Origin of the sequence: Kitasatospora sp. NPDC127035 (assembly GCF_042726075.1) — a bacterium.
Lineage (GTDB): Bacteria > Actinomycetota > Actinomycetes > Streptomycetales > Streptomycetaceae > Kitasatospora.
Map to the genome: position 1 here is coordinate 11,705 of NZ_JBHXDN010000072.1, position 19,860 is coordinate 31,564.

The window sequence follows — 19,860 nt, forward strand, 5'->3', positions numbered from 1 at the left end:
GTCCACACCCGTCCGCCCGTCCGGGCGGACCCGCCGCGCGGACCGCCGCACCACCGGCGCCCCGCCGCCCGGCCCCCTCGCCGCCCGGCGCCCCGGGACCCCACCCTCCGTGTGTCCCAGCCCGGGGCGCCGGGTGCCCGCCGGCCGTACTCCGGCCGGCCACCGCACCCGCCGTACGCCCGCCGACCGCTCCCGAAACCCACGAGGACCGCCATGCCCATCGTCCCCCGCCGCAGGCTCGGCACCGCCGGCCCCGAGGTGTCCGCCCTCTCCCTCGGCTCCTGGCACACCTACGACCGGATGGACTTCGGCGACGCCGTCGCCATGGTCCGCCACGCCGTGGACCTCGGCGTCAACCTCTTCGACGTGGCCGTCTACGGCCTGCCCGGCCATCCGCCGGTCTTCACCGACGTGCTGTTCTCCGCGATCGTCCGGGCGGCCGGCCTCGCCCGCGAGGAGTACCTGCTGTCGGTGAAGCTGTGGCTGGAGCCCTACCCCGCGCAGTCGCTGCGCGACCAGCTGGCCAACGCGCTGTTCCGGGCCGGTGCCGAGCACGCCGACGTCGCGGTCCTCGGCGACATCCGCCGCGACGACCTCGACCTGCGCGGCATCGCCGAGGAACTCGCCGTCCTGGAGGCGGAGGGTCTGATCGGCTGCTGGGGCGTCAACAACTGGTCCGCCACCGCGATCCGCACCGTCCGCGACCACGCCCGGGCCGCCGGCTCGCCCGGCCCGCAGCTCGCCCAGCTCAAGTACAGCCCCTGCCGCCGCGCCATCCCGGACGGCGGGCCGTTCGCCGCGCTCTTCGCCGAGGGCCTGACGATGCAGGCCTCCGACGTCCTGGAGGGCGGCATCCTCGCCGGCCGGACCAGCCCGTCGCGCGAGATCGGCCGCGACCCGGGCGGGATCCGCGACCGGATCACCGGGGCCGCCCCGGGCCTGGCCGCCGTCGCCGCCGAGCTCGGCGCCACCCCCGCCCAGCTCTGCGTCGCCTTCACCCTCACCCACCCCGCCACCGCCACCGTGCTGTTCGGCGCCAGCCGGATGCGGCAGCTGACCGAGAACGTCGGCGCCCTCGACCTGCTCGACCGGGTCGGCGCCGACCGGCTGCGCGAGCTGGTCGCCCCGTACTGGGCGGACCGCGACGCCGTCGACCCCGAGGGGCCCTGACACCCCGTGGCCCGCCCCGCCCCGACCGGCGTTCCCCGAACCGGCCCGACCCCGGGCCCGCCCCCAGGAGAGACCGTGGACCGGCCCGCCGACCTCGTCCTCGTCGACGGCGACGTACTGACCGCCGACGCGGAGTTCACCACCGCCCAGGCCCTGGCCGTCCGTGACGGCCTGATCACCGCCGTCGGCAGCACCGCCGCCGTCCTCGCCCACGCCGGACCCGCCACCCGGGTCGTCGACCTGCGCGGACGCACCGTCCTGCCCGGCATCAACGACTCCCACCTGCACGGCCACGCCTGGGGCCTCAACCGTCCGCCCCTCGCCCTCGACCTCAACTTCCCCGCCGTCCGCTCGATCGCCGACATCGTCGCGGCCGTCGCCGCCGCGGCCCGCGCCACCGCCCCCGGCGAGTGGATCGTCGGCCGCGGCTGGGACGTCGGCTACCTCGCCGAGTGCCGCGACGGCAGCCGGGACCTGCCCGACCGTGCCGACCTCGACGCCGCGGCCCCGGACAACCCGGTCTGCCTGACCGACTTCTCCGACCACATGGCCTGGGTCAACTCGGCGGCCCTGCGTGCCGCCGGCATCGACCGCGGCACCCGGCCCCCGCCGGGCGGCACGATCGACACGGACCCGACCGGCCACCCCACCGGCATCCTGCGGGAGGCCGCCCAGCGCGCCGTCCACGCGCACATCCCCCGGGCCGACGAGCGCCGCCGCCGCGCGGCGATCACCGGAGCCGTCCGCGCCCTGCACGCCCTCGGCACCACCAGCTACACCGAACCCGGCCTCGGCCCCGGCGGCGAGGGCATCATGTCCGGCGCGATGGGCACCGGCGCGCTCCACACCTACCTGGACCTCGCCCGGGCCGGCGAACTGGACGCCCGGGTGGGCGTCCTGCTGCTGCCCTCCCCGATGGGCGGCGGCGTCCGGGACCTGCGGGCCGGCCTCGCCGAGCTGGCCGGCGTGCCGCTGGACGGCATCGACCCGCGCCGGCTCGCCGTCCTCGGCGTCAAGCTGTTCGCGGACGGGGTGCCGCCGAACCGCACCGCCTGGATGCACGAGGCCTACCCCGGGGGCGGCCACGGCGCGCTCTGCGTCCACGGCGCCGCACCGGCGCTGCAGGCCGCCGAACTCACCGCCATGATCGACGCCGTCCACGCGGCCGGCCACCAGATCGGCGTGCACGTCACCGGGGACCGGGCGATCGACACGGTCGTCGACGCCTTCGCCGCCGCCCGGCTCGCCCACCCGCGACCCGACGCCCGGCACTACCTGATCCACGGCGACTTCGCGACCCCGCACAGCCTGGCCGTGCTGGCCGCGCACGGCTACGGCGTCAACATGAACCCGGCGATCAAGTGGACCATCTCCGACCTGATGGACGAGGTGGTCGGCGAGGAACGGTCCGGACGGATGTGGCCGGTGCGGTCCGCCCTCACGGCGGGCGTCCGGGTCTGCGCCAGCTCCGACGCACCGATCACCGAACCGGACTGGCGGCAGGGCGTCGCCTCGATGCTGCTGCGGGAGTCCAAGGCGACCGGCCGGGCGAGCGGCCCGGGGGAGCGGGTCGGCCTGCGCGAGGCCGTCCGCGCCTACACCGCCGAACCCGCCGTCCAGGACTTCGCCGAGCGCTGGAAGGGCACCGTCGAGGTCGGCAAGGTCGCCGACCTGTGCGTGCTCGGCGGGCGCCTCGCCGACACCTCCCCGCACGACCTGCCGGGGCTGCCGGTCGACCTCACCTACTTCGACGGCCGGCTGGTCCACGGCGCCCACTGAGCGTCCGCCCGTGGGGGAGGGACTCCGGGCGCCTCCCCCACGGGCGGCGCGCCGCCGCGTGGGACCGGGCCGAGCGCGGCCCGGATCCCTAGGGTGGTGCGTGTGAACCGCCTACTCCCGTGGCCGCACAGACCCGACCCGGCCGGCGGGCCGCCGGTGCGGACCGACTACGCCGGGGCCCTCTACGGGTCACTCCTCGCCGCCTCCGTGATCGCCTCGGCGAGTGTGGTCGGCGACTTCCCGCGCGTCCAGGCCGTCGTGCTGCTCCTCGTGACCGGCCTGGTCTTCTGGGCCGCCCACGTCTACGCGAACCTCGCCGGCGAACGCCGGGTCGGCCGGCGGCCCGGCTGGGCCGAGGTCCGGCGGGTGGGGCGGCACGAGTGGCCCATCGTGGAGGCCGCCCTGCTGCCCGCGGCGGCCGTCGCCGTGAGCCCCCTCCTGGGGCTGGGGCTGAGCGGCGCGGCGTGGCTCGCGCTGGGGATCGCGGTGGCGCAGCAGGTCGGCTGGGCCTGCGTCGGGGCCGCGCAGGCCGGGGCCACCCGCACGGAGGTGGTGGTCGAGGGTGTGATCAACCTGGTTCTCGGGTTGGTCCTGGTGGCGGCGAAGGCGGCCCTCGGCCACTGAGCGGCGAGGGCCGCACGCACCCGTACGCACCCCGCACGCACCCGTACGCACCCCGCACCGAGCCCGTGCGCACCCCCGTGCGGTCCGACGCGTGGCCCGTGCGGTCCGGGGAGTTGCCCGCGCGTCGGCCGGGGGTGACCGGCCGTGGCCGGTCAGACGGCGCCGAGGTCGATCGCGTAGACCTTGCGGAGCGTCTCGTGCACCGTCCAGGTGGTCCGGTCGCCCTCCCGCAGGACGGCCACGTCGCCGGGCCCGACCTCCAGGGTGGGCCCGTTCTCGACCTCGACGGTGGCCCGGCCGCTGACCACGACGAACAGCTCGTCGGCCTCGGTGTCGGTGACCACCCCGGGGGTGATCTGCCAGACGCCGCGCAGCCGCCGGCCGTCGGGGGACTCCCAGAGCACCCGGCCGGTGACCTGCGGGTCACCGGAGACGATCTGGTCCGGGTCCAGCGGGTCGGGGAGGAGGTCGACGTCGGCCACGTGCAGGGCGAAGCTGTGGATCATGCCCCGACGCTATCCGGCGGAGCCGGGCGGCGGACCTCGCAACCTGTCCGCTCTTCGGCGGCGTGCCTGACAGGTCGCCAACCGGCCTCCCCTCGGTGCCGCCGGCCGGTCCTCGCGTCCGACCCGCCTCCGGCAAAACGGGTCAGATCGGCATCAATCGTCCGAAGGGTGGGTATCACCGAAGACGGAGCGGTCGCGGAAGTCCGCACCCCGCTCCGGCACCCCGTCGGGGTGCCACCGGGACCGTCGCTTGAAGAAGCCGGGCAGTGGCCCTCGGGAAGACAACCCGCGGCGCGCGGGCGCGATCCGCCTCCCGCGCGGTCCGAGGGATGCCCGCTGCCCTGGAGCCAGTTGTGCCCACCACCCTTCCCGGCGTGCTGCCGACCGCCGCGCCGCCCCGTCCGGCCCACCACCCCGCAGCCGGTCCGACCACCGGTCCGGGGAGCCCGACCCCGCAGGCCCCGTCCGATCCGCCGGTGTCCGAACTGCCGCCGCGCCCCACCGAGCAGGAACTGCGCGCGATGGGCAAGACCGAGGCCCGCGAGCTGAGCGACGCCCTCTTCGAGCGCCTCACCGGGCTGGCCCGCGAGAGCCACGCCTACAGCTACGTCCGCGGCACCGTCATCGAGCTCAACATGCCGCTGGTGCGTTTCATCGCGGGCCGCTTCCGTCACCGCCCGGAGGAGATGGACGACATCCTCCAGGTCGGCACCGTCGGCCTGATCAAGGCCGTGGACGGCTTCGACCCGCAGCGCGGCGTCGAGTTCGTCACCTATGCCATCCCCACCATCGCCGGCGAGATCAAGCGGTTCTTCCGCGACACCTCCTGGCCGGTGCGCGTCCCCCGGCGGATGCAGGAGCTGTACCTGAGCGTCGTGCGCGGCTCCGACCGGCTCGAACAGCGGCTGGGCCGTCTGCCGCAGCCCGCGGAGCTCGCCGAGTACCTCCACCTCACCGTCGACGAGGTGATCGAGGGGCTGGTCGCCGGCCGGGTCTACCGACCCGACTCGCTGGACGCGCTGCGGGACAACGACACCGACGAGACCGGCAGCGCCATGCTCGACCGGCTCGGCTCCTGCGACCCCGGCATCGAACTCGCCGACTTCCGCACCGCCGTCCGGCCCCTCCTCGGCCGGCTGCCGGAACGCGAGCGGACCGTGCTCAAGCTGCGGTTCTGGGACGACCGGACCCAGTCCGAGATCGCCGAACGGGTCGGCGTCTCCCAGATGCACGTCTCCCGGCTGCTCTCCGCCACCCTCACCCGCCTGCGCGAGCAACTGGAGGACCGCGACGCCCCGGGCTGGACGGAGGACCCCGCCGGAACGGGCTGACGGGGGCCGTGCCGGGCCGGCGCCCCGGCCGTGCCCGGTGTCCGGGCCGCCGCCGACGGCAGCCCGGTCGAACGCGCCCGGCCCCGGCCGCGCGTCGCGCGCATGCCCGAACTCGCCAACACCGCCGAGGTGTTCGCCCTGCGCACCGCCTCGCCGTCCTGGGCGGGGGAGTCCGCGTGTAGCCGGGCCGGGCGTGGGCAGACGCCGGGCATGAACGCATCGGTCCGGGGTTCGCCGGTCCGGAGCGGTACCGTGCCGGTCCGGCCGCTCCGCGCCGTCCGCGCGGCCCCGCCTCCCGCGCGGCATCATGGTCGGGACGGCACCGTGCCGTCCCGAACGGACCGGGAGCCGATCATGCAGCTGCCTGCCGGGGAAGGGCGCGGGCCGGCGGACGACGCGCTGGAGCCGGGGGTGCTGAAGGTCGCGGCGCGCCGTGAGGGGTCCGTGCTGATCGTCGCCCTGGCGGGGGAGCTGGACCACGCCTCGGCGGACGGTCTGCGGACGGCGCTCGCCGCGCCACCGGAGGGCGGCCTCACCCGGATCGTGGTCGACCTCACCGACCTGCGCTTCTGCGACTCCACCGGACTGAACACCCTCCTGCGGGCCCGCCCGGAGGCGGAGCGGGCCGGGCTGCGGCTGGAACTCGCCGGGCCGCGCGGGGTCGTCGCCCGGCTGTTCGAGATCACCGGGGTGAACTCCGTGCTGCGGATCCACCCCGGGCTCGACGCCGCGATGGGCGCCGGGGAGCCGCCGGACCCGCAGACACCGGACCGGCCCTCCGGTCACGGCTGAGGGGCGCCGTGATGACCGTTCCCGGAGTGGGCCCGCCGTCCCGCCGGGACGAGCTCCGGCGGTTGGCCCTGCGCGGCAGTGACGGTGCGGTCCAGCGCTGCCGGGACTTCAGCCGGCGGGCGCTGCTCGACTGGCGGTGGCTGCCGGCCGACGGGGACGAGCGGCAGCCCGACGAGGAACGGCTCGCCGTCGCGCAGGACGTGCTGCTCATGGTGTCGGAACTCGTCACCAACGCCTGCCTGTACGCCCCGGGCGGCCCCCGCGAACTCCGGCTCCGCTGGGACAGCGTCAGGCTCCGGGTCGAGGTCAGCGACGGCAGCCCGGTGCCGCCGAGGCTGCGCCCGCACGCCGATCCGGGCCGGCCGGGCGGGCACGGGCTGCGGGTGGTGGACCGGCTCGCCCGGGTCTGGGGCTCCCGGCCGGAGGGCGGGGGCAAGCAGGTCTGGCTGGAGGTGCCGTCCCCGCTCCACCGCCTCCGGGGCCTCGACGGCCGGGCGAGCTGACCGGTACGGGCACCGCGGCGGGCGAGGAGCCCGGTCCGGGCGACCGTACCGGCGGCGGGGCCGGCCGGTCAGTGCCCGAGGGCTCGGGCCAGCTCGCCCTTGTTCATCGTCGAACGGCCCTTGATGCCGCGCTGTCTGGCCTCGTTGTACAGCTGGTCGTAGGTGGGCCCGGCGGCGCCCGTGTGCGAACGCTTCCCGCCCCGGTGCCCGGAGGAGACGTCCTGGGTCGAGCTGCGGCTCGCGGTCTTCGACTCGCCGTGCCGGGCGCGTTCCTTGTTGACCGTGCGGGCGGCGATCTCCTTCGCCCGGTCCTCGCTCTCGCCCCGGTCGAGGACGCTGTCCTTGATGTGCTCGTACTGGCGCTCCCGCTTGGGGCTGGATCCTCGGGGCATGGCGGCCTCTCCTCCCACGGTCGTGTCCCTGTCCGGGCGCGTCTACCCGGGTGGCCGCGGGCGAACCCGCCCGGGCCGGGCCTTCGCCCGACCGCCGGGCCCGCCCGCCACGCCGCGCCGGTCGGTGGCAGAGTGGGAGGTGAGGCGGTGCCGCCGCCTCCACCGGCCGGGCTGCCCGCGGGGCTCCGGCCGCGCAGCCGATCCGGGCGGTGGACGGATGGACGAACAGGCGGCGCCGGGAGCGGTGCCGGCGGGCCGGAACACCCCGGCCGAACAGGGGCCGCGCGGCCCGACCGTGCTGCACGCCGCCGGCGGCGCCGGTCCCGACCTGCGGCGCGCCCACCCCGAGACCGGTCCCGTCCTGATGGACGTGATGATGCCCGGCCTCGACGGCTACGCCACCTTCGCCGCCGTCCGCGCCGGGGAGCGCTTCGCCCGCCCGCCGGTCGTCGCCGTCACCGCAAGGGCGATGCCCGGGGACCGGGACAGGAGCCGCGCGGCCGGGGCCGACGACCACGTCACCGAGCCGGTGGACACCGACCACCTGCCGGCCCGGATGCGGCACCGGCCGGACGCGCCATGACCGGCGGTCCCTGGCACGGCGACCGACGGCACGGCGGGGCCGGGGCCGACGAGGGCGACTCCGCGTCCGGCAGCGCCCGGCTGCTGGCCGCCGCCGTCCGGCGGCTCCAGGACGACGCGGCCCGGGCGCGCGCGGAGGAGGGGCCCCGGACCCTCGTCGACCTGGCCACCGGCATGCTCGCCGAACGGCTGGCCGTGCCGCCCGGCGAGGCGGCCGTCCGCCTTGCCGGGCTCGCCCGCACGGCGGGGGTACCGGTCGCCACGCTGGCGGCCGACATCGTCGGGCGGCAGGAGGACCGGGAGGAGCTGCCGACGCCGTCCGGGCCGTCCGGGCCGTCGGCGCAGCCCGCCCGGAACCCCGCTGCCGAGCGGGCCGCCGAGCCGGCCGCCGCATCGGTCGCCGCCCGGGCGATCGCCGCCGCACCCGACCTGCCGGCCGCCGTCGACGCCCTGTTCCGGCAGATCGCCGGACCGCTCGGCGCCCACGCCGTCGTGGTCTGGCAGCGGTTGCCCGGCGGGGCCCTCGCACTCGTGGCCCAGGCCGGGCTCCGCGCGGACGAGGCCGGAGCCTGGAGCCGCGTCCCGCCGACGGTCGCCACCCCGGCCCAGCGGGCCGTCTCGGAGGGCGTCGAGTGCTGGCCCGACGACGGGACCGCGGGTACCACGGGCCCCGTCCCGGCCGTGCCGTCGGTCGGTGGTGTCGACGCGCCGCGGCTCGTCCTCCCCCTTGTCGACGACGGTCGGCGGCGGGGAGCGCTCGAAGTGCTCTGGCCCGGCCCCGCACCCGTTCTCACCCCGCCGCAGCACCGCCGGCTCCGCGCCCTCGCCGACCTCTGCAGCACCCTGCTCGGCGATCCGGGCGCCCCGGCCGAACCGGACCGGCAGGCCGACGTGCTCGACGGTCTGCTCACGCCCGCCCTGCTGCTCGAACCCGTCCTCAGGGACGGCCGGGTGGTCGACTTCACCATCCTCCGCACCAGCCCGCCGTTCCGCGACCCGCTCGGCCGCCCCCGCAGCGGGCTGGACGGCGCCTCCCTGCTGGAGGTCTACCCGGTCGCCTGCGCCACCGGCCTGCTCGAACCGCTGCTGCGCGCCCACGCGAGCGGCGAACCCCGGTCCGGCGAGCGTCTCCACGTGGTCTTCCGGAGCGGCGGGACGGACGTGCCCGTCACCGTCCGGCTCGCCGTCGCGCCGTTCGGCCGCCGCCTGTTGGTCACCTGGCAGCCCGCGGCCGACCGGCCCGGCGAGTCCGACCAGGCCGCCATGCAGCACCAGGCCCAGCGGCTCGCCCGGGTCGCCGGCTTCCAGGAGCACCCGGGGACCGGCCGGATCCTCTGGGGCGAAGGCCTGGCCGAGCTGTACGGGCGGTCGCCGCACGCCCCCGCCGTTCCGCTGGCCGACCTGGCCGGGCACGTCCACCCCGACGACGAGCCCGCCGTCCGGAGGCTCGTGGACGCCGTCGAGCGCCGCCACCGCACCTCCTCCGCCGTGTTCCGGCTGCGCCACCCCGACGGCACCGAGCACTACACCAGGGTCGTCGTCGAGCCGGTCCTGGACGAGGACGGCCGACTGGACGCCGTCCGCGGGGCGTACCTCGACGTGTCGGCGCAGCACCGGACGGAGATCGCGCTGGGCGCCACCCGGCAGCGGCTCGCCGACAGCGAGCAGGAGACGGTCGAGAGCGAGCAGTTGGCCCTCAGCCTCCAGCAGGCGATCCTGCCCTCCGCGCCGCCGCCGCTCGACACCACGGGCCTGCGGGCCGCCGTCCGCTACCGGCCCGCCGCCAAGCGGGAACGGGTCGGCGGCGACTGGTACGACGTGCTGGTGCTCCCCGGCAAGCGGGTGCTGCTGGCCGTCGGCGACGTCGCGGGGCACGGCGTCGGCGCGGCCACCGGCATGGTCGCGCTCCGGCACGCGCTGCGCGGCCTCGCCGTCACGGGTGCCGGGCCGGGCCGGCTGCTGGAGTGGGCCAACACCGTCGCCCTGCGCGAACCGGGACAGGTCACGGCCACGGCCGCCTGCGTGCTGTTCGACCCGGCCGGTGGCGAGGTGCGCTGGGCCCGGGCCGGGCACCTGCCGCCGATCCTGCTGGGTCCGTCCGGGGCCGAGGTGCTGCCGCTGCCGCACGGGGTGCTGCTCGGCGCCCTGGAGGAGGCCGTGTACGAGGAGCGGACCGTCCAACCGGTCGCCGGCGACGTCCTGCTGCTCTACACCGACGGCCTCGTCGAGCGCCGGGGCCACCCGACGGAGGAGTCCGTCGACCAGCTGATCCGGGCGGCCGGCCCGCCCGGCCACGACCTGGAGCGGTATCTGGACCGCCTGTTGGAGCTCAGCCCGGCCGACACCGACGACGACACCTGCCTCGTCGCCGTCCGGATCGAGTAGCGCGAGGCCGGCCCCCGTGGAGGGGCCGGCCGTCTTCGCGCGTTAGCCCCGGGGCGGGGAGGGTAGGCGCGGGTCGACGGGGTGGAGCCGGGGTGAACGGGACCGGAGGACATCGCCATGCTGCTGTTCGGACTTCTGCTGATCGTCGCGACCGGGGCCTTCACGGGCCTGCTGATCGCGGACAACCTGTCCGGCGGGCCGGAGTACCAGGTCACGATTCTGGGGCAGGACCTGGTGACGCTCGACGCCCTGGGGATCTTCCTGGCCGGTCTGGCGCTCGCCCTGCTGTTCTGTCTCGGTCTGGCGCTCGCCACGGCCCGGGTCTTCCGTCGGCGTCGTGGCGCCCGACACGCCGCCCGGTCCGGGAAGCACCCGGCCGAGGACGTCCGTCAGGACCGGCCGCCCGTCCGCGAGGAGCCTGCGGGCCGTGAGGACTCCGCGATCCGTGCGGACTCCGGCGTCCGTGCGGACCCGGCCGTCCGGGACGTCCCGGACGGCCGGGACGTCAGGGGCGAGCCGCCCGCCGGTGGGGACGCACCGCGCTCGCCGTCCGTCGACGGGGCGGGCGGCCGCGCCGCCGCGGCACCGGGCGAGGAGGCCTCGCCCGGCGGCGGACTCCGCCGCTTCCCCGGACGCTGACACACGAGTCCGGGGCGCCGGCCGAGCGCCGACGGTGCCCCGGAGAGGACGACGAACCAGGAGGGATCGACTCTGATGACCTGCAGCCGGCTGTACGACGGGCCCGGCACGGCCGGGCTCGGCACCGCCGAACCCGGCACCCCTGCGTCGAGCACGGCCGACCCCGGCACCGGCCCCCCGTGGGAGGCCGGCCGGCTGCCGCTGTCGGCGCACCCCGGCGTGGTCTCCGCGGCGAGGGACTTCACGGCGTACCGGCTGGCGGGCAGAGCCGACCCGGTCGTGGTCGGGGACGCCGTGCTGCTGGTCTCCGAGGTGGTCTCCAACGCCTGCCGGCACGCCGGGACCCCGCACGACCTGCTGCTCGTCCAGGGGCCGGGACGGCTGCGCGCGGAGGTGTCCGACGGCAGTCCGCGCCCGCCGAGGCTCCGCACGACGCACGGTCCGGACGACGTCGGCGGCCTCGGCCTCTTCCTGGTGGACCGGCTCGCCCTGTGCTGGGGCTGGTACCCGCAGGGCCGGGGCAAGGTGGTGTGGTTCGAGTTCCGGCTGCCGGAGCCGTGACGCCCCGCGCCGGTGCCCAGGTGGAGCGGCGGTAGTACGTGACGCTGACGGTGACCGGGCCGCTGTCCGGGCCGGTCGCGAGTGGGCGGACGACGGCGAACTCCCGGCCGCCCGGACGCAGAAGCTCCGGTGAGGTCGCGGTGGACGACACCGGCGGCGTGGATCGCCTGCAGGGCCTCGGCGACCCCGGCCAGGAGCAGCAGGACGGTGCGTTCGGGCAGCGGACCTTGGCGGTGCACGACCTGCTGGAGGGAGGGGCCGGCCACGAGGGTGGTGGCGAGCTCGGGCCGGACGACCTTGAGCGCGACCGGGCGTCCGCCGGGGGTGTACGCGAGATAGACGCGGCCCGTGCCGCCCGCGCCCAGCCGCGCGCAGAGGCACCGAAGGGTTCTGCGGTCATGCTGGCTCCAGCGGGTCGAGCGGGTGGCGGCGGTGCACCGCACGGATCATGTCCCGACTGTAGTTTCAGTCAGGATGGCCCCGGGGTCCGCGATCAGCCGGCCTCCCAGTAAGGTGACCGCTTGTGGCTGACCGTCGAACCCTGATCATGGAAGCGGCCGCGCGGGTCATCGCCCGGCGCGGTGTCCGCGGGCTGCGCGTGGAGGAGCTGGCGGCCGAGGCGGGCGTGTCCACCGCGCTGATCTACTACCACTTCAAGGACCGTGCGGGGATCCTCCGCGCGACGCTGGAGTTCATCAACGACCGCGCCGAGCGGTACACGGCGGAGCGCGCGGCGGACGCCCCGCCCCTCGACGCCCGGGGCGAACTCCGGCAGGCGCTGCTGCTGGAGCTCCAGGACACCCCCGAGGTGCGCGAGAACAGCACGGCGTGGGGGGAGCTGCGGGCGAGCGCCGTGTTCGATCCCGATCTCCGGGAGGACCTGGCCCGGGCCACGCTGGTGTGGGTCCAGGAGGTCACCGACCTGCTCGGCAGGGTGTACCCGATGAACGGGGCCGCCTCGCTCGCCGCCTCCGCGGAGCGGTTGACCGCGCTGCTGGAGGGGCTGAGCGTGCGCTGGCTCAGCGGGAGCCTGCCGGTGGCGCACGCGCGCGAGCTGATGGTCGGCGCGATCGACGGTGAACTGGAGAGGCTGCGCGGCTGACGCGCGCGGCGTTCCGCCCCGGGCCGGGACGGTCCGGGGCCTCGTCGTCTCCGGACTCCGGTGTCGCTGCCCGGGCCGACGCGCAGGCGTGTGCCTCGATTGTTGACTGAAAATTCAGTCAATGCGAGAGTGAAGGGAGCGGCGCCGGGCGACATCCGCCCCGGGCGCCCCGTGCAAGGCCACCGGCCGCGCCGGGCGCGTGCCTGCCGACGGACCGCCCCTGTCGGCGGGCGTCCGGCCACCTGGTGGGCAACACTCGATTCGGAGACCCGCATGAGCGACACCCACGGTGACAGCCGATCCCTGTTCGGCCGACTCTTCGGAGTGCGGGCCCCGCGCGGGTCGGTCCCGTCCCGCCGGACGATGCTGCGCGCCGCGGCCGGCGCCGGCCTGTTCTCCCTGGGCGCGGCGGCCTGCGCGTCGCCGGAGGGCCCGCAGGAGGCGCTTCCCCCGGGCCCCTCGGAGCCGCCCGCCCCGCCGGCGTCGCCCGCGCCGGGCGGGTCGCAGCCGCCCGCGCCCGGCGGCGGCGCGACCCCCGGTCGCCGGTTCGGCGCCGAGTGGGAGAGCCACACCCGGACCTTCATGTCCTGGCCGGCGTCCACCGGCATCTGGGAGGACCAGCTCCCCGAGGTCCGCGCGGACATCGCGCGGCTGGCGCGCGCCGTCGCCGGCTACGAGGCGGTCGTGATGTTCGCCCGCCCCGCGCAGGTGGCCGCGGCGCAGAACGCGTGCGGCAACGACGTCGAGGTCGTCCCGCTGCCCGTCGACGACCTGTGGGCCCGTGACACCGTGCCGGTGTTCGTCGAGGACGGATCGACGCTGAAGGGGGTCGACTTCAACTTCAACGGCTGGGGCAACCAGCAGAAGGAACACGCGAACGACTCGGCGCTGGCCGCCGCGGCCCTCGGGAGGTACGGGCTGGAACGGGTCGCCACGCCGCTGGTCGCGGAGGGCGGGTCCTTCGAGACCGACGGGGAGGGCACCCTGATGGTCACCGAGAGCTCGGTGGTCAACCAGCGCCGCAATCCGGGCCGGAGCCGGGACGAGATCGAGGCCGAACTCAGGAAGGCCCTGGGCGTGACCAAGGTGATCTGGTTCGCGGGCGTGCGCGACCAGGACATCACCGACGCCCATGTGGACTGCCTGGTGCGGTTCGCGGCGCCCGGGGTCGTGCTGCTGGACCAGCCGTTCCCCGGTGCGCCCGCCGACGTCTGGTCGCGCTCGGCCACGCGGGCCCGCGAGGTGCTGAAGTCCGCGACCGACGCCCACGGGAGGGCGCTGCGGGTGATCGACCTGCCGCAGCCCGATCCGGACCGGATCACCGGGAAGGGTGACGCCTTCGTCTCCTCGTACATCAACTTCTACGTGGCCAACAAGTCGTTGTTCATGCCGCGCTTCGGGGACGCCAGGGCCGACGACCGGGCGAAGCAGATCCTGCGCGACCACTTCCCCGGCCGCGACATCGTCCAGGTGAGGATCGACGGGATCGCCTCCGGGGGTGGCGGCATCCACTGCTCGACCCGCGACCAGCCCGGCAAGCCGGACGGGGGCTGACCCCTTCCCCTGCCGGTCGCCGTAGGGCGACCGGGTGCCCGGTGGGCGGGCTGCTCGTCGTCCACCGGGCGCACTTTCGTCGGCCGGTCAGCGGACGGGCATCTGGAGGTCGTAGTCGCGGAAGTCGACGGCGTACCAGGCGACGGTCTTCGAGGCGACCTTGAACATCTTCTCGTGGACGGGGACGAGCAGCGGGAACCTCTGCTGGATCTCGTACACGGGCCGGTAGAGGTGGGGGCCGAGGGTTGCGACGGGGATGTCCAGAGCCGGGTTGGGCTTGATGTCGAGGACGTCCCCGACGTGGGCGTCCATCATCCGGATCATGGAGGCGCCGACGGCGCCGGCGCCGGGGAAGATCTTCCGGTCCATCCAGTCCAGCATGTTGTGGGCCAGTTTGATGCCTTCGTCGGAGGGGGCCCGGTGGTGGGCGGCGGCATCGGCGAGGACCTGGTTGCACTGGTCGAGGGTGCGCGGGTTGTACTTCTCCTGGATGCCGAGCAGCCGGCCGCCGACGCGGATCAGTTGCACCAGTTCGTCGATCTGCCGGGGGTTGGGGTGGAAGCCGAACTTGGCCGCGAGCTGGACGTTGTTGGCACCCACGTACATGAGCTCCTCGACCTCCAGCCGCTGGCTGATCGGCATGCCGTCCCGGGCCGCGTTCCAGCCGTGGGCCAGGCCCGCCTGCCGGGCCGCCGCGTGCACCAGCCGCAGCTTGACCAGGCTGATCACGGCGTTGCCCGACGGATCCCAGTTGCCGCCGTCGATGCCGTCCCAGAGGGTGTTCATGGTGCGGGAGAAGCGCCGGCCGATGTCCATCACCAGGTCGAACTTGGCGTACCAGACCGACTTGGCCAGCAGTGGGTCTGCCAGGGCGGTGAAGAGCCCACCGAAGGCCTCGGTCATGGTGATGGCCTCGAAATTGCCCTGGACGAGCTTGCCCGAGTCACCGTTCTTGATCAGGTCGATCGCGGCCCGTTCCTCCTCGGTCAGGACGGCGTTGCGGGTCAGGAAGTCGTGCAGCACCGACGGCGCCGCGTCCGGCACCGGTTGGTCGTTGCGGGTCCAGTCGTGGAAGACCCGGTTCGCCAGCTGCATCTGACCGGCGCTCACCAGCTCCTTGACGATCTCGTCGGCCTCGGGGTCGCCCTCCTGCGCGGCCTGATCGGTCGGCAGCTCCCAGGCCGGCCGGGGGCCGGGCCGGGCGGCCGGGTCGGGTGCCACAGGGCGGGCGGAGGCGCGGGCGGTGGCAGTGGCGGGCAGGCCGACGGCCGCACCTGCGGCGAGTGCGGCGGTCAGAGCGGTGCGCCGGGCGACGAAGTGGTCCATGTGGCCCATGGATAGTGGCTGGCCACCCGAAACCCGGTCAGCCACGCGGAGAGGGCTGCCGTCATGCCACCACCCGGGGCACCGCTGTCGGCCGCCCCGGCCGTTCGTCGACGCCGGCCCCAGTCCGGTCGCACAGCTCCGGACAGGCCGGCCCGTTGCCACACGGCGTGACCGAAAAGTCAGTCGACCGCGAGGCGGCGCTCCGGCCGGGCGTCCGCGAGCTCCGCGTCGATCGCCTCGCCGAGCAGCCGGCGGGCGTGGTCGAGAGGGAGGGGCCCGCTGAGCCACCGGACGCTCAGCCAGAGGCGGAACGGAAGCCCGACCGGAAGCCCTGTCGGGCCCTGTCGGGCCCTGTCGGGCCCGGCCCGGTCAGGCCGCCGAGTACCAGACCTGGGCCGCGGTGCCGTTGCAGGTCCACAGGTTCAGCGGGACGCCCTGCACGGCGGTCGACTGCGGGTCGTCCAGGCACTTGCCGGACACGGGGTTCAGCAGGTAGCCGGTGGGCGACAGCAGCCACTGCTGCGTGGCCGATCCCGAACACGGCGCCAGCTGGACCGGGCTGCCGGCGGTGCCGGCGCTGCCCGCGTCCAGGCACGCCCCGGTGGAGACGCGCAGGGTGCCGTCCTTGACCAGCTGCCAGTTCTGCGGCGGGGTGGTGCCGGCGCCGCACGTGTGGAGACTGACCGAGCCGGCGTTCTCGACCCCGCCGCTCAGGCAGTAGGAGGTCGCCTTGTTGGTGAAGGCGGTCCACAGCGGCTGCCCGCTGTAGGGGTGGCGCCAGTCCTGTCCGCTCGCACCGCAGGTCCAGAGGATCAGCTGGGTGCCGTTGGTGGTCGAGGCGGCGGGGTCGGCCAGGCAGAGACCGGACTGCGGGTTCTGCAGGCCCTTGGCGTTCTGCCTCCACACCTGGGCGCCGGTGCCGTTGCAGGGGTAGAGCTGGACCGGGGTCCCGTTGACGGTTCCGCCGCCGGTGACGTCGAGGCACTTGCCGAGGGCCCTGACGGTGCCGTCGTTGCCGACCGTCCAGGTCTGGTTCGGCGTCGTGGCGCAGTCCCAGATGTCGGCGGGCATGCTGAAGGTCTCGGGGCCCGCCGAGTTGTTCCCGGCGTCGAGGCACTTGCCGGGGAGCCCGGACGTCACGTTGCCCGTCGGGAGGCCGACGGCGGGTTGGTAGGAGAAGGAGTTCGTGGCGAGTCCGGCGCCGCCGTTCCAGATCTCGAAGCCCGCCTGGACGGAGCAGAGCTTCCCGTCGGCGGGCACGTAGCCCCGGACCACGGCGTCGTTGGTGATCGCGCGCAGGTTCAGGGCGTAGACCGAGCCGACCGGGCTGGTCGCCAGGTAGCTGATGACCTGCTTGCCGTTGGCGGCGTTCTGGTACTGGTGGACCTGGTACGTCCGGCCGCCGAGGGCGACCTGCTGGGTGGCGGTGCCCAGCGGGACGGGTCCGCCCTGCCGGTCGAGCCAGATCATCAGCTCGTGCGAGGTCGTCGGACCGCACGCCTCGGCCGCGTCCGCGTACCAGAGGTCGTAGGCCGCGTTGTACTGCCCCGGGACGCCGGTGGTGGTCCGCCAGCCGGTCAGGGCGTCCCCCATCGTGGCCACGGGCGTGGGGAGTTCACCGGGACGCGGCACGTACTCGATGCGGGTGTACGCTCCCGGGGCCCCGGGCTTGGTGTTGGTGGCGCTGCTGAGGTCGCTGCGGGTGACCGTGAAGTTCGGGCCGCCGTCGCTCGTCATGCAGACCTCGGCCGCGGAGTTCCACTCGTCCGGCATGATCCGGTAACGGCCCCCGCCGACGACCGCCGAACCGAACGGCCCGTTGACCGACGAGCACAGCGACGCCGCCGGGTCCGCCTGCGCCGCCGTGACCAGGCCGCCCTGCAGTCCGCCGACCAGGGCGAGCGTCACGAGGACGGCCCGCGCGCGCCGCCGGAACGGCCGGACGGACGGGAGTCCGCCCGTGCGTCCGGCCGTTCCGGCATGGTGATGAAGCCTCAAGTCTGTTCCCCCTGTGAGAGACGGGTGTGTCCCGACGGGATCAGACTGTAGTGCGAACGGTCCGCCGGTCCGCCCGGGTTTCGCACCCTCGGGGGGATCCGGGCCCGGTCGGCCGGGACCGTGGGCCGGAGCGGTGGACCGGGGCGGCGGTCAGGCCAGGATCTTGGCCTTCGCCTGCGCGAACTCCTCGTCCGTGATGTGGCCCGCCGCGCGGAGTTCGCTGATCTTGGCCAGCTGATCCGCGGTGGACGGCTGGTCCGAGCCGGCCGCGGTGTCGCGGACGTACGTCCGGAACCGCTCCTCGCTCTGCTGCGCCCGGCTCAGCTCGCGCTCGCCCATGCCCCGCCCGCGGGCGATGAGGTAGACGAAGACACCGAGGAAGGGCAGCAGCACGACGAAAACGGCCCAGCCGGCCTTGGCCCAGCCGCTCAGCGAGTCGTCGCGGAAGAGGTCGGCGATGATCCGGAACAGCAGCATGAACCAGAGGATCCACAGGAAGAACCAGAGCATGGTCCAGAAGATGTTGAGCAGCGGGTAGTCGGCCGCCAGGTTCGCCGCGAAGTTCATGGCGCTGATCTCCCGTCCCGGAACGGCCTGGGCCGGCCCGAAGGATGAGTGGGTTCATCCTCATGCTGCGCGTGGTGTGGGTTTTGCGCATCCGTGGGGGTGTGGGGGGATGCACGACGCCGCTGGACCTGACCGGTGGTGTGGTCGGTGCAGCGGCGTTGTCGTGGGCCCGGTGGGTGGGTTGCCCGGTGGGTGGGGTGTTACTTGGTGAGGCCGGCCTTGACGGAGCAGACGGGCCAGGCGCCGGGGCCCTGGGCGGCGAGGACCTTTTCGCCGATGGCGATCTGCTGGGCCTTGGTGGCCTGGTGGGCCTGGGGGGCGTAGCTGGTGCCGCCGAAGGCGGCCCAGGTGCTGGGGGTGAACTGGAGGCCGCCGTAGAAGCCGTTGCCGGAGTTGATGGCCCAGTTGCCGGTGGCTTCGCAGGCGGCGACCTTGTCCCAGACGCCGGCGGGGGCGGCGGAGGCGGTGGTGGCGGTGATGAGTCCGGCGATGGGGAGGGCGGTGAGGGCGCCGGCCATGAGGGTGGTGCGGATGCGGTTGCGGCGCTTGGTGGCGGTGGTGGTGGCGGTGGTGGTCTGGTTGCGGTGGGTCATGTGGGTCCTTTCGGAGGGGGGTGTGGGCGTGCGGAACCAGGCCCTGGGGGCGGGTGGTTCTGTGGGGGTGTGGTGCGTGTGGTTGCGGGGCGGTGGGGCCCTGGTGAGCGGTGTGCTCGGTGCAACGGGTTCGAAGTTACGGGGGTGGTGGTGGGGGTTTCAAGGATTCTGAGGTTTAGGCATGTCAGGGGGTGGTTACCGGTCGTAAGGATCAAGGAAATGGGGTGTTTTGAAGGTGAATGTCCCTATTTTCAAGATCGTTGGGGGGTGGGAAGTGGTCCGGGCCACAGGGGTGGGGCTGTGAGGCCGCGCACATGGTCGACGGTGGGTGACGGTGTCTCTGCCGGGGGTGGTGGAAAGGGTGGCGGGTCACCCGCCTCCGGGTGGCCCGCACCACAGCCCTCACCCTGCGTGGCCGCGGAGGAACCGGAACGGCAGGAAAGAGGGGCGTTCCGGCGCTTCGGCGAGGTCACCGGGCCGTCCGAAGCCCGTCGCACGCACGCGGGGCGGGGCAGCACGAACGACCGGCGGCCCCTGAACGGGAACCGCCGGATCGGTGGGGAGGGGGTGAACGGGCCGTCGTACCTGTTGGGGGCCGCAGAGGGCCGCGACCCGCGCGACCGCCGTCCGCTCAGATCCGGTCGGCGGACCAGCCCGGGTCGCGGCCGGTGAGGGCCAGCAGCAGCTCCTGGGAGTCGGCACCAGGAGGGGCGGTGCGGGGCGGGTCGAACCGGCCGGTGCCCGCCGGGTCGCGGTAGCTCCGGAACTCGGCGAGCGCGTACCGGGCGGCGTCCCGGGGCATCCGTCCGGTCTCGCCCAGCGCGCGGGCCAGGTCCCAGCCGTGCACGACGGTCTCGGCGGTGAGCTCACGGACGTAACCGCCGGCGTCCCGCATCCCGTACGGCAGGTGCACGAGGAGGTCGGGTGCGCCGGGTTCGGCGAGTGCGCGCACGGCGCTGTCGACGGCCATCGTCCAGACGCCGAGGGGGTTGCGGCCCAGCACGTCCCCCTCGAAACGGCGGCCGATCTGCTCCGGGGTGTAGCCCGCCACCGCCTGGCAGACCCAGAGGTGCTGAGCGGCGAGGTGGTTCACCAGCGTGCGCACGTCCCAGTCGCGGCAGGGGGTCGGCGCTCTCCACCGGTCGTCCGGAACGGCTCGCACCAGCCTGGCCACGTCCGCTCCGGCGGCGGCGTACTGCGTGCGGACCTCCGCGTGGAACCCGATCGGGTGAGGACAGTCCATCGCCGGGCCTCCGTCTCCTGCCCTGCTCACTACCAGTGAACCGCTACCGGCTGCGACATGCCAGGGCTGCGGGGACGCCGCCGCGGGCCGCCCCGACAACCACCCGGGGTCACCGGAACCCGCCCGGGGTCACCGCCGCGACCCGGGAACGGGGCCCGGCACCGGGTGCCGGGAACCGGTGCGCCCGCGGCCGGCCGCCTGCCAGCGTGTTGT

The 19,860-nt window shown here is 75.0% G+C and carries 19 protein-coding genes and 1 pseudogene; 12 read left to right on the forward strand and 8 right to left on the reverse strand.

From position 1 onward, the window contains the following. The first annotated feature begins 213 nt into the window (after positions 1-213). From ACFWIC_RS33885 to ACFWIC_RS33895, 3 genes are all read left to right on the forward strand, one after another. The gene (locus ACFWIC_RS33885) at positions 214-1,170 is read left to right on the forward strand and encodes an aldo/keto reductase (RefSeq protein WP_329947654.1); all 957 of its coding nucleotides are present in this window, start codon (positions 214-216) and stop codon (positions 1,168-1,170) included. Between the two features lie 75 nt (positions 1,171-1,245). Beyond that, a complete protein-coding gene (locus ACFWIC_RS33890; protein ID WP_380520768.1) occupies positions 1,246-2,949 on the forward strand; it encodes an amidohydrolase in 1,704 nt (567 codons plus the stop codon). Positions 2,950-3,051: 102 nt separating this feature from the next. Beyond that, positions 3,052-3,573: a hypothetical protein gene (locus tag ACFWIC_RS33895; RefSeq protein ID WP_380361280.1), complete on the forward strand. Its 522-nt coding sequence runs from the start codon at positions 3,052-3,054 to the stop codon at positions 3,571-3,573. Positions 3,574-3,725: 152 nt separating this feature from the next. Here the strand turns inward: ACFWIC_RS33895 and ACFWIC_RS33900 are convergent, their stop codons facing one another. Beyond that, positions 3,726-4,079 carry a cupin domain-containing protein gene (locus tag ACFWIC_RS33900; RefSeq protein ID WP_329879845.1) on the reverse strand — a complete coding sequence of 118 codons (354 nt, stop codon included), beginning with the start codon at positions 4,077-4,079 and terminating at the stop codon, positions 3,726-3,728. 329 nt (positions 4,080-4,408) lie between these two features. On the opposite strand from ACFWIC_RS33900, the gene ACFWIC_RS33905 reads away from it, so the two are divergent. From ACFWIC_RS33905 to ACFWIC_RS33915, 3 genes are all read left to right on the forward strand, one after another. After that, the gene (locus ACFWIC_RS33905; RefSeq protein WP_380361281.1) at positions 4,409-5,410 is read left to right on the forward strand and encodes a SigB/SigF/SigG family RNA polymerase sigma factor; all 1,002 of its coding nucleotides are present in this window, start codon (positions 4,409-4,411) and stop codon (positions 5,408-5,410) included. Positions 5,411-5,764: 354 nt separating this feature from the next. Beyond that, positions 5,765-6,202 carry an STAS domain-containing protein gene (locus ACFWIC_RS33910; protein ID WP_380520769.1) on the forward strand — a complete coding sequence of 146 codons (438 nt, stop codon included), beginning with the start codon at positions 5,765-5,767 and terminating at the stop codon, positions 6,200-6,202. 11 nt (positions 6,203-6,213) lie between these two features. Continuing rightward, positions 6,214-6,705 (forward strand): ATP-binding protein, encoded by a 492-nt coding sequence (locus ACFWIC_RS33915; RefSeq protein ID WP_329879849.1) that lies wholly within the window; start codon positions 6,214-6,216, stop codon positions 6,703-6,705. A 68-nt stretch (positions 6,706-6,773) separates the two neighbouring features. Here the strand turns inward: ACFWIC_RS33915 and ACFWIC_RS33920 are convergent, their stop codons facing one another. Continuing rightward, complete coding sequence (locus ACFWIC_RS33920; RefSeq protein ID WP_380520770.1) at positions 6,774-7,097, reverse strand: plasmid stabilization protein; 324 nt, start codon at positions 7,095-7,097, stop codon at positions 6,774-6,776. A 217-nt stretch (positions 7,098-7,314) separates the two neighbouring features. Here ACFWIC_RS33920 and ACFWIC_RS33925 point away from each other — a divergent pair, with 217 nt between their 5' ends. From ACFWIC_RS33925 to ACFWIC_RS33940, 4 genes are all read left to right on the forward strand, one after another. Beyond that, positions 7,315-7,680 carry a response regulator gene (locus ACFWIC_RS33925; RefSeq protein WP_380520771.1) on the forward strand — a complete coding sequence of 122 codons (366 nt, stop codon included), beginning with the start codon at positions 7,315-7,317 and terminating at the stop codon, positions 7,678-7,680. Beyond that, positions 7,677-10,064, forward strand: a complete 2,388-nt coding sequence (locus ACFWIC_RS33930; protein WP_380520772.1) for a SpoIIE family protein phosphatase — start codon at positions 7,677-7,679, stop codon at positions 10,062-10,064. Before ACFWIC_RS33925 ends, ACFWIC_RS33930 begins: the two co-directional genes overlap by 4 nt. A 117-nt stretch (positions 10,065-10,181) precedes the next feature. Next, positions 10,182-10,703, forward strand: coding sequence for a hypothetical protein (locus ACFWIC_RS33935; protein WP_380520773.1), 522 nt, complete (start codon positions 10,182-10,184; stop codon positions 10,701-10,703). A gap of 75 nt (positions 10,704-10,778) precedes the next feature. Continuing rightward, on the forward strand, positions 10,779-11,264 hold the full coding sequence (locus ACFWIC_RS33940) for an ATP-binding protein (protein WP_380361287.1): 486 nt from the start codon (positions 10,779-10,781) through the stop codon (positions 11,262-11,264). Between the two features lie 131 nt (positions 11,265-11,395). On the opposite strand, the pseudogene ACFWIC_RS33945 reads toward ACFWIC_RS33940, so the two are convergent. Continuing rightward, positions 11,396-11,641, reverse strand: a pseudogene (locus ACFWIC_RS33945) (serine/threonine protein kinase); the annotation flags it as partial. Between the two features lie 170 nt (positions 11,642-11,811). Between ACFWIC_RS33945 and ACFWIC_RS33950 the strand changes: the two are divergent. After that, positions 11,812-12,366 carry a TetR/AcrR family transcriptional regulator gene (locus ACFWIC_RS33950; protein ID WP_380361292.1) on the forward strand — a complete coding sequence of 185 codons (555 nt, stop codon included), beginning with the start codon at positions 11,812-11,814 and terminating at the stop codon, positions 12,364-12,366. Between the two features lie 363 nt (positions 12,367-12,729). Then, positions 12,730-13,920 (forward strand): agmatine/peptidylarginine deiminase, encoded by a 1,191-nt coding sequence (locus tag ACFWIC_RS33955; protein WP_380520781.1) that lies wholly within the window; start codon positions 12,730-12,732, stop codon positions 13,918-13,920. Between the two features lie 87 nt (positions 13,921-14,007). Here ACFWIC_RS33955 and ACFWIC_RS33960 read toward each other — a convergent pair whose 3' ends face one another. From ACFWIC_RS33960 to ACFWIC_RS33980, 5 genes are all read right to left on the reverse strand, one after another. Beyond that, positions 14,008-15,246 carry an oxygenase MpaB family protein gene (locus ACFWIC_RS33960; RefSeq protein WP_380520774.1) on the reverse strand — a complete coding sequence of 413 codons (1,239 nt, stop codon included), beginning with the start codon at positions 15,244-15,246 and terminating at the stop codon, positions 14,008-14,010. 369 nt (positions 15,247-15,615) lie between these two features. Then, complete coding sequence (locus ACFWIC_RS33965) at positions 15,616-17,244, reverse strand: ricin-type beta-trefoil lectin domain protein (RefSeq protein ID WP_329947667.1); 1,629 nt, start codon at positions 17,242-17,244, stop codon at positions 15,616-15,618. Positions 17,245-17,394: 150 nt separating this feature from the next. Continuing rightward, on the reverse strand, positions 17,395-17,811 hold the full coding sequence (locus ACFWIC_RS33970; protein WP_355405293.1) for an SHOCT domain-containing protein: 417 nt from the start codon (positions 17,809-17,811) through the stop codon (positions 17,395-17,397). A 200-nt stretch (positions 17,812-18,011) separates the two neighbouring features. Next, positions 18,012-18,404 (reverse strand): transglycosylase family protein, encoded by a 393-nt coding sequence (locus tag ACFWIC_RS33975; RefSeq protein WP_380520775.1) that lies wholly within the window; start codon positions 18,402-18,404, stop codon positions 18,012-18,014. Positions 18,405-19,035: 631 nt separating this feature from the next. Continuing rightward, complete coding sequence (locus ACFWIC_RS33980; RefSeq protein WP_380364731.1) at positions 19,036-19,647, reverse strand: TIGR03086 family metal-binding protein; 612 nt, start codon at positions 19,645-19,647, stop codon at positions 19,036-19,038. Positions 19,648-19,860: the final 213 nt, after the last annotated feature.

Coding starts and splice junctions, on each gene's coding strand:
- ACFWIC_RS33955 (WP_380520781.1), top strand. CDS start 12,730: ATGCTGCGCGCCGCGGCCGGCGCCGGCCTGTTCTCCCTGGGCGCGGCG.
- ACFWIC_RS33970 (WP_355405293.1), bottom strand. CDS start 17,811: ATGAACTTCGCGGCGAACCTGGCGGCCGACTACCCGCTGCTCAACATC.
- ACFWIC_RS33980 (WP_380364731.1), bottom strand. CDS start 19,647: ATGGACTGTCCTCACCCGATCGGGTTCCACGCGGAGGTCCGCACGCAG.
- ACFWIC_RS33920 (WP_380520770.1), bottom strand. CDS start 7,097: ATGCCCCGAGGATCCAGCCCCAAGCGGGAGCGCCAGTACGAGCACATC.
- ACFWIC_RS33940 (WP_380361287.1), top strand. CDS start 10,779: ATGACCTGCAGCCGGCTGTACGACGGGCCCGGCACGGCCGGGCTCGGC.
- ACFWIC_RS33930 (WP_380520772.1), top strand. CDS start 7,677: ATGACCGGCGGTCCCTGGCACGGCGACCGACGGCACGGCGGGGCCGGG.
- ACFWIC_RS33960 (WP_380520774.1), bottom strand. CDS start 15,246: ATGGACCACTTCGTCGCCCGGCGCACCGCTCTGACCGCCGCACTCGCC.
- ACFWIC_RS33935 (WP_380520773.1), top strand. CDS start 10,182: ATGCTGCTGTTCGGACTTCTGCTGATCGTCGCGACCGGGGCCTTCACG.
- ACFWIC_RS33925 (WP_380520771.1), top strand. CDS start 7,315: ATGGACGAACAGGCGGCGCCGGGAGCGGTGCCGGCGGGCCGGAACACC.
- ACFWIC_RS33975 (WP_380520775.1), bottom strand. CDS start 18,404: ATGACCCACCGCAACCAGACCACCACCGCCACCACCACCGCCACCAAG.
- ACFWIC_RS33900 (WP_329879845.1), bottom strand. CDS start 4,079: ATGATCCACAGCTTCGCCCTGCACGTGGCCGACGTCGACCTCCTCCCC.
- ACFWIC_RS33910 (WP_380520769.1), top strand. CDS start 5,765: ATGCAGCTGCCTGCCGGGGAAGGGCGCGGGCCGGCGGACGACGCGCTG.
- ACFWIC_RS33885 (WP_329947654.1), top strand. CDS start 214: ATGCCCATCGTCCCCCGCCGCAGGCTCGGCACCGCCGGCCCCGAGGTG.
- ACFWIC_RS33950 (WP_380361292.1), top strand. CDS start 11,812: ATGGAAGCGGCCGCGCGGGTCATCGCCCGGCGCGGTGTCCGCGGGCTG.
- ACFWIC_RS33905 (WP_380361281.1), top strand. CDS start 4,409: ATGCCCGCTGCCCTGGAGCCAGTTGTGCCCACCACCCTTCCCGGCGTG.
- ACFWIC_RS33915 (WP_329879849.1), top strand. CDS start 6,214: ATGACCGTTCCCGGAGTGGGCCCGCCGTCCCGCCGGGACGAGCTCCGG.